The sequence below is a fragment of the Paracoccus aminovorans genome, from assembly GCF_001546115.1.
Lineage (GTDB): Bacteria > Pseudomonadota > Alphaproteobacteria > Rhodobacterales > Rhodobacteraceae > Paracoccus > Paracoccus aminovorans_B.
In genome coordinates, this window is record NZ_KQ955209.1 from 483949 (window position 1) to 497078 (window position 13130).

The following is a 13130-nucleotide window of genomic DNA, read 5'->3' on the forward strand; positions in this document are numbered from 1 at the left end:
GACCACCCCCCCGGTGTTGGGGGCAGTGCCCTTCCTGATGGTCGAATACCTGGGCATCCTCGGCATCCGCGGCCTGCGCCAGGAGGAGCTGCCCAAGGCGTGGCACGTCCTGCGCGAGGGCTGGCTGTCGGTGTTTCCGCTGGTGCTGCTCGTGTGGATGCTGATGTCCGGCCGCACACCCTTCCTGTCGGCCTTCTGGGCCATCACCGCCTGCATGGCGGTCTATCTGATCCAGCGGATAATGGCGGCCGGCATACTGGAGGGAATCAGGGAAACCGGCGCCGGCATCTACGACGGTTTCGTCTCTGGCGCACGGCAATCACTGGCGGTAACGGCGGCGGCGGCGCTGGTCGGCGTGGTGATCGGCATCGTCACCCTGACCGGCGTGGGCTTCAAGATCGCCTTCATGGTCACCTCGGTCGCGGCGAACTGGGCCGCCGGGCTGCACGGGCTGCTGGCCGGCCTGCCGTTCGAGCTGTTCAGCATCCAGACGCTGACGCTGCTGTTCACCCTGCTGATGACGGCGGTGGTCTGCGTCCTGATGGGCTGCGGCGTGCCGACGACGGCAAACTACATCATCATGGTCGCCGTGGCCGCCCCCGTCCTGGGCATGATGAATGTCGAACCGCTGGTGGCGCATTTCTTTGTCTTCTATTTCGGCGTTCTGGCCGACGTGACGCCGCCAGTGGCGCTGGCGGCCTATGCCGGCGCTGGGATCGCGGGCGCAAACGGCTTCAAGGCCGGCAACACCGCCTTCCGGCTGTCGATGGGCAAGGCCATGGTGCCCTTCGTCTTCGTCTTCTCGCCCTCGTTGCTGCTGGTGACGCAATCCTTCACGCTGCCCGATTTCCTGCTGGCCTTCACCGGCGCGGTACTGGGCATTGTGGCCCTGTCGGCAGCGATCACGAACTGGCTTCTTGGACCGCTGCTGCTGGTCGAGCGAATGCTTCTGCCCATCGCAGCGCTGATGATGATCGCGCCGGAGATGATCTCTACCGCAATCGGTGCGGCAATCCTCGGCCTGGTCGTTTTGCGGCAATATTTCGCGGAACGCACCGGTCCGGGGCAAGCGTCTGCAGCATGACGCGGGGGATTTGAAGCGGCCGGTCCGGGATGCACTCTGCATCGGCCCAAGTAGTGAAATAGCCGCACCTCGAACAACAGCATCAGGCAGGCAATGCCTGTCGTTGATCCGTGCCTTTGCGGACATCTGGTAAGGTGACCCTAGTCATCATGTGCCAGATCCCGGGCTCGCTGATACTTCGTCTTCGGAGAAGCCGCGTCAACAATGATATGTTGCCGCGAATTACTGCTCACTCAGGATTCTTGACTTTCCAGTACGGCCGCTTTCGTCCCCGGCTTGTCGGCAGGCGGAGCAGTAGCCGTGATCCCGGCGCGCGCCTATCCCGACGTTTCGCGGCTGTCGGCGCCCATACCGGGCTGTCCTCCGGAATTGCACGCTACGTTGTCCGCGCCACAAACCTCGCTGTGAGAGACAAGCAACAGCCCCCCGCCACAGCCGCGCTGTAGTCGATCATCGAACGGCAGGTGGTCCTCTTGGAAAGGAATATCTGCCTATGTGCGGCGCTAGTTTCCTTGCAGCACGTTCACTCGGCATACCAGGCGCTCGGGTCGGGCTGCCGGACAGGAAACATCCCGACCCGGCCGTCTCCGTTGCGTGGCCGATATCTCGGCCTTCCTATGTGAAAGCTTCGCGGACCAGGGCGCCGCGCTGGCGGATCACCTTGCGACTTAGGTCATGGGCACGGCGGATCGCCTCGGGAATGTCCACGCCCACAAGGCGTGCGGCCAAGTAGCCGGCGTTGAAGCTGTCACCCGCCGAGGTTGTGTCCACAGGCACCTCACGCGGCAAGCCGTCGATGACGCCGGCCCCCTCGCGCCCGCCGTAATGCACCGGGCCGCCGCCGGCCTTGACCAGCACCTGCCCGGCGCCATGCGCGAGGTAGCGCGCCACCGTGGCCTGCGGATCGACGTCGGCGAAGAAATCACGCTCGTCGTCGAAACTGGGCAGGACCAGGTCGGCGATGCCGGCAGCGGCTTCGATCTCGCGGCGCATGGTCGTGGCATCGGGCCACAGCCGGGGCCGCAGGTTCGGGTCGAAGACCACCTGCGTGCCATCCTTGCGCGCCGCCGCAAGCGCATGGAGCAGCGCCGTGCGCCCCGCCTCGGGCAGGATGCCCAGCGTGATGCCCGAGAAATAGGCGATGTCAGCGTCCCGCATTGCCTCGGCCAGCGCGGCCGGATCGTCGGCCAGCCGCTTCGCCGCCGAGGTGTCGCGCCAATAGCTGAAGCTGCGTTCGCCGTCCTTCAGCGAGATCGCGTAAAGGGCGATCTCGCGCGTGGGATCGCGGCTGACATGGCTTGCGTCGATGCCTTCGGTCGCAAGAAAGTCGATCATCCGCTGCGAGAATTCGCCGCGCCCGACCCGGCTGCAATAGGCGACCTGCCAGCTTTCGGGCAGCAGGCGGCGCACATACCAAGCGGTGTTCAGCGTGTCGCCGGCGATGCCCAGCCGCCAGAGGTCGGGCTGGCCCGCGCCCGAAAGCTCGACCATGGCCTCGCCGATTGAGAGGATGCGCCCGCTCATGCCGCCAACTCGGCCTGCATGACGGCGCTCAGCCCCTTGGCCCGAATGCGGGACAGGGTGTCGCGGGCGGTGTCGGCGAAGGCGCCGGCGCGCAAGGCCTCGGGGGCGAGGCCAGGCAGGGCCAGCACGCCCGCGACCAGCGCCGCGTCGTCGCCTTCCGCGCGCCGGGCAAGATCCAGCAGGGCCGCGGCGCGCGGGTCGTCCGGGGCCTCGTCGCGGCTGGCCAGCCCGGCCAGCCAGGCCAGCCAGACCCCGGTGGCGAAGGCGAAGGGGCGGGGATCGCCGCCCCGCGCCAACAACTCGACCGAGGGGGCGAACCAGCGCTGCGGCAGCTTCTCGGTGCCGTCCGTGGCCACCTGGCTGGTCTTGTGCGCAATGGCGGGGTTGGCGAAGCGGGCCATCAGGGCATCGGCATAGGCCGCGACGTCCAGCCCGGCCCCGGGTGGCAGCGTCGCCCCCGCCGCGCGCAAATGGCGCCGCACCAGCGCGGCCAGCATCGGGTCGGCGACCGCCTCGCGGATATGGGGCTGGCCCAGGATCTGCCCGGCATAGGCCATCAGCGAATGGCTGCCGTTCAGCATCCGCAGCTTCATCGCCTCATGCGCGCGCACGTCGCGGACGAACTGGGCGCCGCCGGCCTCCCACGCGGGGCGGCCTTGGGGGAAATGATCCTCGATCACCCATTGGCTGAAGGACTCGGACTCGACGCAGGCGAGGTCGCGGTGGCCGGTCATGGTCTCGACATCGGCCAGCGTGCGCCCGGTCACCGCCGGGGTGATGCGGTCCACCATGGTCGCGGGAAAGGCGACGGTTTCCGCTATCCATTCCGCCAACGCGGGATCCGAGCGGCGGGCGAAGCCCAGCACGCCTGCCCGCAGCAGCGCGCCGTTGTCGGGCAGGTTGTCGCAGCAAAGCACCGTGAAGGGCGCGGTCCCGGCGGCGCGGTGCGCGGCCAACGCCGCGACGAGGATGCCAAGCACGCCCTGCGGCGCTTGCGTGCAGGCCAAGTCGGCGGCGACCGCCGGATGGGCGATGTCGGCGTCCATCGCGGCCCGGTCGATGCCATAGGCCTTTTCCGACACGGTCAGCGAGACGATGCGAATGCCCGGATCGCAGGCCGTGCGCAGGATCGCTGCCGCATCGCCGCCGATGGCCGGGCCATGCGCGCCGATCACCCGCGCCCGGTCCTGTTCCGATCGTTCCAGCACCGTGTAAAGCCCGTTCTGCGCATTCATCGCATCGGGCAGGTCGCGGCTGCGCAGGTTCGCGCCAAGGATGCGCCAGTCGCCGCCCTCGGCGGCCAGCGCGTCGTCGGTATAGATCGCCTGGTGGGCGCGGTGGAACGCGCCAAGACCCAGGTGCAGGATGCCGAAACCATGCGCCGCGCGGTCATAGCCGGGGCGCCGCACGGCAGAGGGCAGACCGGAAAGCCCGGTCAGGCGCGGGCTCATATCCGGGCCCCGTGGTTCAGCGCCATCTCGACCCCGCGCAACTCGGCCAACCCCTTCAGGCGGCCGATGGCGGGATAGCCGGGCTGGCCGCCCCGGCCGATGTCGTCGAGGATGTCCTGCCCGTGGTCGGGCCGCATCGGGATGTTCCAGTCGGCCCGGCCGGATTCGCGGCGGCGCCTTTCCTCGCGCAGCGCGGCGGCGACCAGCGCCACCATGTCGGTCTGGCCGCCCAGGTGCTCGTCCTCGAAGAAGGATCCCCGGATCGCGTCGCTGTCGCGGCGGACGTTGCGCAGGTGCAGGAAATGCACGCGCTCGCCCAGCCGCTCCATCATGCCGGGCAAGTCGTTGTCGGGCCGCGCGCCCAGCGAGCCGGAACACAGCGTGATCCCGTTCGCGGGCAGGTCCACGGCGGCCATGCGCTCAACATAATCGGCCTCGGTGGACATGACGCGCGAAAGGCCAAGAAGGCCGAAGGGCGGGTCGTCGGGATGGCAGCAGAGCCGCATCCCGATGTCCTGCGCGACGGGGGCGACCTGTTCGAGGAAGGCGTTGAAATTCGCCCGCAGCACGGCATCCGTCACCGGGGCATAGGTCTCCAGCAGGTCGCGCACGTCTTGCAGGCTGAAATTCTCGGCCGCTCCCGGCAGGCCGAAGACCACGTTGCCGGCCAACTGCTCGCGCCGCGCGTCGTCCATGGCGGCGAAGCGACGGGCGGCTTCCTCGCGGATTTCCTCGGGGAAGTCGTCGGCAGCACCCTTGCGTTTCAGGATATGGATGTCGAAAGTCGCGAAATCGGTGAAATCGAAGCGCATGCAGCGCGCGCCGTTCGGCCGCCGCCAGGCCAGGTCGGTGCGGGTCCAGTCCAGCACCGGCATGAAGTTGTAGCATAGCACCTCGATGCCCGCGTTGCGCAGGTTCTTCATCGAGGCGATCCAGTTCTGGACATGCGCGCGCCAGTCGCCGGTCTGGGTCTTGATCGCCTCGGTGACGGGCAGGCTTTCGACCACCTCCCATTTCAGGCCCGAGGGCGCGCCGTCGGCCATCACCGCCAGAAGGTCCTGCCGCTTGCGGATCTCCTCGGGCGTCCAGACGATGCCGGTGGGGACGTGGTGGAGCGCGGTGACCACGCCCTGAACCCCCGCCTGCATCATGTCGTCGATCGAAACGCGGTCCTTGGGACCGAACCAGCGCCAAGTGTGTCGCATGTCGTTTTCCTTTATGTCGAGGCGGGAGCGCCGAGGTTGTCGGACCACAGGCAGCCGGGGCCGAAGTCCTTGATGTCGTTGACGCCGCACAGCGCCATCGTGATGTCCATATCGCGGCGGATGATGGCCAGCGCGGCTTCCACGCCCTTTTCGCCCATTGCACCCAGGCCATAGGTGAAGGCGCGGCCGATGAAGACCCCATCCGCACCCGTGGCGATGGCCTTCAGCGCTTCTTGCCCCGACTGGATGCCACTGTCGAGGTAGAGCGGGAAGTCCGGCCCGACCGTGCGGCGGATCGCCGGCAGCGCGCGTATGGTCGATGGTGCCCCGTCAAGCTGGCGCCCGCCGTGGTTCGAGACCAGGATCGCCTGCGCGCCGGTGTCCAGGGCGCGGCGGGCGTCCTCGGGGTCGTTGATGCCCTTGAGGATCACCGGCCCGCCCCATTTGCGGATGATCTGCTCGACCCGCCCCCAGTCGAGGCGCTGGTCGAACTGGCGCGAGGTCCAATCCATCAGGTCGCCCAGGCTGTCCACGCCGCGGGCGTGCCCGACGATATTGCCGAAGCTGCGCCGCTTCGTCCCCAGCATTCCCAAGGCCCAGCGTGGATGCAGCGCGATATTGATGAAGTTCGCGGCCGTCATCTTCGGCGGTGCGGTCATGCGGTTCTTGAGGTCCTTGTGCCGCTGGCCCTGAATGGTCAGATCCAGCGTCAGCACCAGAACCGTGACCCCCGCCCGACGGGCGCGGTCAAGGATGGCGTCCAGGAACTCTTCGTCCCGCAGGGTATAGAGCTGGAACCAGAAGGGGGCGCGGGTTGCCTCGGCAATGTCTTCCAGCGAACACATCGACATGGTGGACAGCGTGAAGGGCACGCCCGCCGCCTGTGCCGCGCGGGCGGCGTGGATTTCGCCGTCCGGGTGCTGCATTCCCAAAAGCCCGACCGGCGCCAGCGCGACCGGCATCGAGACCGGCTGGCCCATCATCGTGCAGGCCAGATTGCGCGCCTCGATGTTCTTCGCGACACGCTGGCGGAACAGGATCGCCTCGAAATCGGCGCGGTTGGCGCGATAGGTGGCTCCCGTCCAGGCCCCGACGTCGACATAATCGTAGAACATGCGCGGGACGCGCCGCTGGTGAAGGCGGCGCAGGTCCTCGATCTCGGTGATGACCGGCATCGGTTCAGGCCCCGAAATCCAGCTGCACCTTGACCGCCTGCGCGCGGTCGGCCGCCAGGTCGAAGGCGCGCTGTGCCTCGGCCGCCGGGATGACCTGCGTGACCATGGGCGCAAGGTCGATCTCGCCCGCGCCGATCATCCGCACGGCCTCGGCGAATTCGATGTCGAAGCGGTGGGTGCCGACGAAGCGCAACTCCTTGCTGACGATCAGGTTCAGCGGCAAGGGCAGGGTGCCACCCACGCCGATCTGGACGACCGTGCCTTGCGGACGCGTCACGCCGATGGCCTGTGCGATGGCATGGGGATTGGCCGAACATTCCAGCACCACGTCGATGCGGCCCTTGCCGGTGGCGTAGTCGGCCAGCCCCTCGGGATCATCGGCGACATTGATCGCGCGGTCCGCGCCAATGCGGCGAGCGACGTCCAGCGTGAAATCCTGCACATCCGTCACCACGATCTCGGCCGCGCCGCGCAGCCGGGCCAGCGCGGTGCAGATCGCGCCGATGGGACCGGTGCCCGTGATCAGCACGCGCTGTCCCGCAAGGTCTGGCCCCATGTTCAGCGCATGAAGGCAGACCGATAGCGGCTCGGCCCCGGCGGCGGCTTCGGCGGTTGCGCCTTCGGGCAGAGGCAGGCATTGGCTGGCCGGATGATAAAGCCGGGTGCGGAAGAAGCCGTTCTCATGCGGGAATCGATAGGCCGAGCCGTTGAAGCGCATGTTCAGGCAGTGCCGTTCCTGCCCGGCAAGACAGTATTCGCATTTCCCGCAGGGACGCGAGGGCGACAGCGACACCATTTGCCCGGCGCGCAGCCCCGAACCGTCTGGCGCGGCTTCCACCACACCAGCGGCCTCGTGGCCCAGGATAATCGGCTCGCGCACGCGTATCGGGCCGAAGCCGCCGTCATGGTAGTAGTGCAGGTCCGACCCGCAGATACCGCCGCGCAGGACGCGGACCAGGGCGGCGTCCTCTTGCGGCTGGGGCTGGGACAGGGGCTCGACCCGCAGATCATGGGCCGCGTGAAGGCGGCAACAGATTTCTTGCGTCATCCTATTTGTCCATCAGCGAAGGAAGCCAGGTGCTAATCGCCGGAATATAGGACACCAGCAGCAGCACGATGATGTTGGTCAGGATATAGGGCACCAGCGCGCGGATCACCGGACCCAGCGGCAGCCGGGCGATATTGGCGCAGATGAACATGCATATCCCCACCGGCGGCGTGGTCAGGCCGATCATCAGGTTCAACACCATGAAGACCGCGAAGTGCAGCGGCTCGATCCCCACGCCCTGCGCCAGCGTCAGCAGCGGCACGAACAGGATGATGAGCGCGGCGATCGTTTCCATGAACATGCCGACCAGCAGCAGGACGATGTTGATCAGCAGGATCACCAGGAACTTGTTGGTGGTGATCGACAGCACCGAATCCGCTATCATCTGCGGAATATGCTCGCTGACCAGGATCCAGCCGAAAACGTTCGCGGTGCCGACCAGGCACAGGATGCCGGCCGAGCCGACGGCGCTGTCCACGACGATCTTGGGCACGCTGGACAGCGGCAGTTCGCGATAGACGAAGGCGCCGACGATGATGGCGTAGATCGAGGCGACGACCGCCGTTTCAGTGGGCGTGACGAAACCCGTCAGCATCCCGCCGACGATCAGCGCTGTCATGGCCAGCGCCCAGAACGCGCCCAGGAAGGACGAGCCCAGTTCCCCCCAGCCCTGCCAGGCCTGGCGCGGGAAGTCGCGGCGCACGGCGATGATATAGGTCGTCACCATCATGGCGACCCCCATCAGCACGCCCGGGATGGCGCCGGCGATGAACATCTTGCCGACCGAGATCCCCGACAGCGAGCCGACGATGATCATCGGCACCGAGGGCGGGATGATCGGCCCGACCGTGGACGAGGCCGCCGTGACCGCGGCCGAGAAATCGGCCGGGTAACCCGCCTTCTTCATGCCGGGAATCATCATGCCGCCGATCGAAGCCGCATCCGCCACCGCAGTGCCGGAAATACCGCCGAACAGCATGGACGAGGCCACGTTGGTCTGCGCCAGCCCGCCCCGGATCCAGCCGACCATGGCCTGCGCGAAGCGGATGATGCGGCCGGTGATACCGCCGCCGTTCATCAGGTTGCCGGCCAGGATGAAGCCCGGGATGCACAGCAGCACGAAGCTGTCCATGCCCGCGAACATCTTTTGCGGGACCACGACCAGCGGGATGCCCTGCATCAGCAGATAGGCCAGCGACGACAGGCCCAGCGTGACCGCCACCGGCATGCCGATGATCAGTCCAAGGACGAAGGTGATACCTAGGATTGCAAGGCTCATTCGCTTTCTCCCACCAGATGTTCGGGTTTGCCGTCGGTGGCGCCGGTCAGCATTCCGACGATGCGCAGCGCTGCGGCGACGGCCAACATGACCAGCAGCAGGAAGACGCTGCCGTGGACGTAGTTCATCGGGAGGCCCATTGCCGGCGAGGTCTGGATCGCGCCGATCTGCGTGAAGCGCCACGCCGGCCCGATCAGCGGCACGCAGAAGGCCAGCACCAGCGCCGCCGAGACCAGCCGCAGCACCCAGGGCCAGCGCCCGGGCGTCGCCTCGCTGACCAGGTCCACGTTCACCAGGTCGCCGGTGAACAGCGCCAGCCCGGTGCCGAAGCCGGCCAGATAGAGCAGCGCGAAGCGGGTCAGCTCCTCGGTCCATACCGGAGAACTGCCAACGAAGCTGCGTCCAACCACCTGCACCGTGACCGCGCCGATCAGCACCAGGAACGACAGCCCGGTGCCGATGCGCAGCACGATGCGCAATGTTTGCATGATCGCGGTCATGTCCTCCTCCTTGGCATATAGCCTCGCTGCCGGTGCCGCCGCGAGCCGGCCCGGGGGAAATGGATGCGGCCGGGACTGTCCCGGCCGCCCGTCGTGGAAGGGCTCAGCCCTGGGCGGCGAAGAGTTGTTCGACCACCGACTTGATCTCGGGCGCGACATTGGCCAGGACCGCGTCGCGCGAGGCGGCGGCAAAGGCTGCCTTGTCGCTGTCGACGAAGGTCATGCCCTTCTCCTGAAGCACCTTGGCCAGCCGCTCCTCGTCGGCCAGGAACAGCTCGCGCTCATGGGCCTGCGCGGTCTTGGCGGCCTCCAGCACGGCCTGCTGGTCGGCTTCCGACAGCTTGGCCCAACTCAGCTCCGAAATGGTCAGGTAGATCCAGGACCGGACATGCTCGGTCTTGTTCAGGAACTTCTGCACCTCGTTGAAATTCGCCGATTCGATCAGCGCCAGCGGGTTTTCCTGCGCGTCGATGGTGCCGTTCTGCAATGAGGTGAAGACCTCGCCGAAGGCCATCGGCGTGGGTGCGGCGCCAAGCGCCTCCCAGGTCTTGACGAAAAGCGGCACGTTCGGAACCCGCAGCTTCAACCCCTTGAGGTCGGCTGGTGACTTGATCTCGCGGTTGGACGTGACATTGCGCGGGCCGCGGGCGAAATAGCCGATGGGCCGGATCTGCGCCTTGGCGAGGATGTCGGCCTCGATTTGCTTGCCGATCTCGCCCGAGGCGACCTGGTCCATCTTTTCCAGCGTGGGATAGGCATAGGGCACGGCCAGCAGCGCCGCCATCGGCGACCAGTTTTGCAGGCTTTCGCCGGTGATGGTCATGTCGGCGGTGCCGAGTTGCATCCCGTTGATCAGGTCGATTTCCTTGCCCAGCGATTCGTTGGCAAAGACCTGGACTTGGACGCGGCCTTCCGTCAGCCGGGCCAGCTCCTCGCCGAATTTCACGGACGCCTTGTGCCAACTGTTCTGTTCGTTGGCGAGGTGCCCGAGCTTCAGCGTGACCTCGGCACCGGCGGCGGAGGCGCGTAGGGCAGGGGCGGCGATCAGGCCGGCGGCGGCCAAAGCCGTGAATTGGCGGCGATTCAGTCTGGTCATATTCTCCTCCAGGTTGTGTCAGGGTATGAAAAGTTCGGGACGGCTGCGCGCGATCTCGGGCAGGTCGTTCAGAAGCTCGCGGAGATGATGGCGCATGGCCTGTTCCGCCAGGGCCGGGTCGCGCCGGCGCAGGCCCTCGACGATGTCGGCGTGCTGGCCGATCAGTTTCTGGATGTCGAAGGTGCGGGCGGTGATATAGCGCAGCCGGTTCATCTGCGACTTCAACCCCTCCAGCACGACCCAGACGGCCTCTTGCTGGGCCAAGGCAGCGAGCAGGTTATGGAATCTGTCGTCGAGCTGGACGAAAGTGTCGGAATCCCCCGCCTCGACGGCTTGGCGCTGCGCCGCCATCTCCTGATCCAGACGCGCCAGGGCGTCGTCGCCGAGTTCGGGCGCGACCATGCGCACCAAGTCGCTTTCGACCGCCTCGCGGATCAATCGCGCCGACAGGACCGCCGAAAGCGAAATCCGGCTGATATAGGTGCCGCGCTGCGGGCGCACCTCGGCCAGACCCTCGGTAGTCAGGCGGATGAAGGCCTCTCGCACCGGCTGGCGGCTGACGCCAATGCGCTTGCCGATCTCGACCTCGCTGAGCCGAGCGCCGGGCGCCAGTTCCCCGCGCAGGATCGCGTCCCGCAGCCAGTCATAGACCTGCGGCGCCGTCGCGGTAGTGAAGTCGAGGTTCGGCTGCGCTGTCATGATTCTCTCCCTTGCGTGGTTATATAGCATACTTGCATACTAGTAAATATTTCGCCGGCGTTTGATGCCCCGAACCATGCCGAGGTTGTTGGAAACTGCGTCACGCCGATCGTGCGAACCGCTTCGCCAACCGAGCGGCCTTGTGACAGCAGAACATCGACCTGGCGCAGCTTCGCGACGATCTCCTCGGGCTTGTGCATGCAAACGCCCTCTCTCAGGCCAAATAGCCTACTTCAGGGAGGGCCACTTTTCAGGGGGAAGACCAGTCGATCACATCCACGGTCCGGAACCTGTTCAGCTTCGTTGAAGATGCGATCGACACGCTTTTCACTGCGCGGCGCAAAACGATGCAGCCGCGCAAGCGCCAGTTCGTCCTCAAGTTTGAAGATGCGTCCGCAGAGCTGCCGGTTTTCCGCCCGCAGCGCGGCTATTTGCGCCATCAACTCTTCAGCGATCGGGTTGCCTGGTCGATTCATCCCATGCTTGAATCCGGCCCCTGACGCTGTGTCAACAGCCGGGGTCTCAGCCGGCAAGCCGATACTGCCGCACCGGATGGCGGACCATCGCATCGATATCGATGCCGTCCAATATCCAGTGGCGTTGCAGCGCCTCGACCAGCAGGGTGAAGACGGACGAGGCATGGCGGCGGTGCGGGTAATAGGGGTGATGGCCCGGCAGGTCGGAAGTAAATCGGCTCAGCACGCGAACCAGGCGGCCCTCGTCCAGATCGTGCTGCACCTGATCCAGCGGCAGATAGGCCAGCCCGTGCCTTTCCAGCGCGGCATCGCGGATCAGGTCGATGCTGATGATGGCCAGGCATGGAAGCCGGACCGCGAGACCTCTAGAACCTCGCAGAGCCAGCTGACCGGCCAGATGTGGCGGTGTTTGGCGATGAAGGCGAATCTCATATCGCCTCGCGCGCGAAAAAAGCCGCAGCTTTCTTCAGATGTCACGCTCCGCACGCAGCCGCGCGACCTCTTTCTTCAAAGCTGCAATCTCGGACAGATCGGCCCGCATCTGCCCGTTCCCGGGGAATGCTGCGGCAGGGTTGCGGTCAGTTCCCGCATCCAGCGGCGCAGCACGCTCTGCGCAACATCGAGATCACGGGCCGCCTGCGCTACCGCAACGCCACGGTCCGTTACCAGCCTGACCGCCTCGACTTTGAACTCACGGCTGAACTTCCGTCTTGTCATATCTGCACTCCAGGTCCTTGGTCACCATCTTATCTTCGTGACCACAAAACCGGCAGCAGGCCAAACGGGAGAAGCCCGAGGAACTGGCCGTGCCGGAGGCGCCGAACCTGGTCTGGTTGATGGACTTCATGGCGGACCGGCTGGTCGATGGGCGGCAGTTCCGACTGCTGAACGTGCTGGACGATTTCAACCGCGAAGGCCTGGGCATCGAGGTCGATTTTTCATTGCCAGCTGAGCGGGTCGTCCGGTCCCTGAACCATATCATCCAATGGCGCGGCAAGCCTCTGGCGATCAGAGTCGACAACGGCCCCGAATACGTCAGTTCCACGCTGATGACCTGGGCCGAGAAGCAGGGCATCGCCCTGACCTATGTCCAGCCCGGCAAGCCCCAGCAGGACGCTTACGTCGAGCGTTATAACAGGACGGTTCGCCATGAATGGCTGGGCCTCTACATCTTTGAAACCATCGAGGAGGTGCAGCAGATCGCCACCGAATGGCTATGGACCTACAACAATGAACGCCCCAACATGGGCATCGGCGGGGTTACACCCGCCATGAAGCTGAAAATGGCCGCGTGAGTTCTACGATCAAGCCCCGTTAAAACGGGGAGGATTACCCCACGCCGCACCAGGAGCCATCCCCAGCGCTCCGAGCGTCTTTCATGCTAAAAAAATGCGTGCCCCGAACCCGCACACCGGCAGGTTCGCAGATTTGCCAGCGCGCTCGGGACGCGCCGGCTCTATCAGCCTTTATATCCGCCCGGTCGACGCGAGGGTGATGGTGTCCCTTGGAACTGGCGGCAAGCCTCTCCGGCTGCGCCAAATCAGCAACTATCGGCTGACAAGCGGCAGCCGATGCGCGGACCGGGTTGCCTTC

The 13130-nt window shown here is 66.1% G+C and carries 12 protein-coding genes and 3 pseudogenes; 2 read left to right on the top strand and 13 right to left on the bottom strand.

Features of this window, described 5'->3' with window-relative positions; translation table 11 throughout:
* A partial coding sequence (locus ASV56_RS14220) for a TRAP transporter large permease subunit (RefSeq protein WP_156429231.1) occupies positions 1 to 1084 on the top strand: 1084 nt, incomplete at its 5' end.
* Positions 1085 to 1699: 615 nt separating this feature from the next.
* On the opposite strand, the gene ASV56_RS14225 is transcribed toward ASV56_RS14220, so the two are convergent.
* The 13 genes and pseudogenes from ASV56_RS14225 to ASV56_RS22885 form a co-directional block, all read right to left on the bottom strand.
* Positions 1700 to 2608, bottom strand: coding sequence for a sugar kinase (locus ASV56_RS14225; RefSeq protein WP_062562700.1), 909 nt, complete (start codon positions 2606 to 2608; stop codon positions 1700 to 1702).
* Entirely contained in the window at positions 2605 to 4059 is a 1455-nt protein-coding gene (locus ASV56_RS14230; RefSeq protein WP_062562701.1) for a mannitol dehydrogenase family protein, read from the bottom strand. The genes ASV56_RS14225 and ASV56_RS14230 overlap by 4 nt, the downstream gene beginning before the upstream one ends.
* On the bottom strand, positions 4056 to 5264 hold the full coding sequence (gene uxuA, locus ASV56_RS14235) for a mannonate dehydratase (RefSeq protein WP_062562702.1): 1209 nt from the start codon (positions 5262 to 5264) through the stop codon (positions 4056 to 4058). The genes ASV56_RS14230 and uxuA overlap by 4 nt, the downstream gene beginning before the upstream one ends.
* Before the next feature lie 11 nt (positions 5265 to 5275).
* Positions 5276 to 6439, bottom strand: coding sequence for an alpha-hydroxy acid oxidase (locus tag ASV56_RS14240; RefSeq protein WP_062562703.1), 1164 nt, complete (start codon positions 6437 to 6439; stop codon positions 5276 to 5278).
* A gap of 4 nt (positions 6440 to 6443) precedes the next feature.
* On the bottom strand, positions 6444 to 7487 hold the full coding sequence (locus tag ASV56_RS14245; protein ID WP_062562704.1) for an L-idonate 5-dehydrogenase: 1044 nt from the start codon (positions 7485 to 7487) through the stop codon (positions 6444 to 6446).
* 1 nt (position 7488) lies between these two features.
* A complete protein-coding gene (locus ASV56_RS14250) occupies positions 7489 to 8766 on the bottom strand; it encodes a TRAP transporter large permease (RefSeq protein WP_062562705.1) in 1278 nt (425 codons plus the stop codon).
* Positions 8763 to 9266: a TRAP transporter small permease gene (locus ASV56_RS14255; protein ID WP_062562706.1), complete on the bottom strand. Its 504-nt coding sequence runs from the start codon at positions 9264 to 9266 to the stop codon at positions 8763 to 8765. Before ASV56_RS14255 ends, ASV56_RS14250 begins: the two co-directional genes overlap by 4 nt.
* 103 nt (positions 9267 to 9369) lie before the next feature.
* Positions 9370 to 10362 carry a TRAP transporter substrate-binding protein gene (locus tag ASV56_RS14260; protein WP_062562707.1) on the bottom strand — a complete coding sequence of 331 codons (993 nt, stop codon included), beginning with the start codon at positions 10360 to 10362 and terminating at the stop codon, positions 9370 to 9372.
* An 18-nt stretch (positions 10363 to 10380) separates the two neighbouring features.
* Positions 10381 to 11061 (bottom strand): GntR family transcriptional regulator, encoded by a 681-nt coding sequence (locus tag ASV56_RS14265; RefSeq protein ID WP_062562708.1) that lies wholly within the window; start codon positions 11059 to 11061, stop codon positions 10381 to 10383.
* Positions 11058 to 11261: a hypothetical protein gene (locus ASV56_RS23640; protein WP_156429179.1), complete on the bottom strand. Its 204-nt coding sequence runs from the start codon at positions 11259 to 11261 to the stop codon at positions 11058 to 11060. The genes ASV56_RS14265 and ASV56_RS23640 overlap by 4 nt, the downstream gene beginning before the upstream one ends.
* Positions 11262 to 11354: 93 nt before the next feature.
* A pseudogene (locus tag ASV56_RS22875) lies at positions 11355 to 11537 on the bottom strand (IS66 family transposase); the annotation flags it as partial.
* Between the two features lie 46 nt (positions 11538 to 11583).
* Positions 11584 to 11964: a LysR substrate-binding domain-containing protein gene (locus ASV56_RS24920; protein ID WP_156429180.1), complete on the bottom strand. Its 381-nt coding sequence runs from the start codon at positions 11962 to 11964 to the stop codon at positions 11584 to 11586.
* A pseudogene (locus tag ASV56_RS22885) lies at positions 11874 to 12254 on the bottom strand (transposase); the annotation flags it as partial. The pseudogene ASV56_RS22885 and the gene ASV56_RS24920, both read right to left, overlap by 91 nt.
* Positions 12255 to 12304: 50 nt before the next feature.
* On the opposite strand from ASV56_RS22885, the pseudogene ASV56_RS14275 reads away from it, so the two are divergent.
* Positions 12305 to 12832 (top strand): annotated as a pseudogene (locus ASV56_RS14275) (integrase core domain-containing protein); the annotation flags it as partial.
* Positions 12833 to 13130: the final 298 nt, after the last annotated feature.

Excerpts from the sequence above, each read along its gene's own strand:
- uxuA (WP_062562702.1), bottom strand. The coding sequence starts at position 5,264 with ATGCGACACACTTGGCGCTGGTTCGGTCCCAAGGACCGCGTTTCGATC.
- ASV56_RS14255 (WP_062562706.1), bottom strand. The coding sequence starts at position 9,266 with ATGACCGCGATCATGCAAACATTGCGCATCGTGCTGCGCATCGGCACC.
- ASV56_RS14240 (WP_062562703.1), bottom strand. The coding sequence starts at position 6,439 with ATGCCGGTCATCACCGAGATCGAGGACCTGCGCCGCCTTCACCAGCGG.
- ASV56_RS14225 (WP_062562700.1), bottom strand. The coding sequence starts at position 2,608 with ATGAGCGGGCGCATCCTCTCAATCGGCGAGGCCATGGTCGAGCTTTCG.
- ASV56_RS14265 (WP_062562708.1), bottom strand. The coding sequence starts at position 11,061 with ATGACAGCGCAGCCGAACCTCGACTTCACTACCGCGACGGCGCCGCAG.
- ASV56_RS14230 (WP_062562701.1), bottom strand. The coding sequence starts at position 4,059 with ATGAGCCCGCGCCTGACCGGGCTTTCCGGTCTGCCCTCTGCCGTGCGG.
- ASV56_RS14260 (WP_062562707.1), bottom strand. The coding sequence starts at position 10,362 with ATGACCAGACTGAATCGCCGCCAATTCACGGCTTTGGCCGCCGCCGGC.
- ASV56_RS14245 (WP_062562704.1), bottom strand. The coding sequence starts at position 7,487 with ATGACGCAAGAAATCTGTTGCCGCCTTCACGCGGCCCATGATCTGCGG.
- ASV56_RS14250 (WP_062562705.1), bottom strand. The coding sequence starts at position 8,766 with ATGAGCCTTGCAATCCTAGGTATCACCTTCGTCCTTGGACTGATCATC.
- ASV56_RS23640 (WP_156429179.1), bottom strand. The coding sequence starts at position 11,261 with ATGCACAAGCCCGAGGAGATCGTCGCGAAGCTGCGCCAGGTCGATGTT.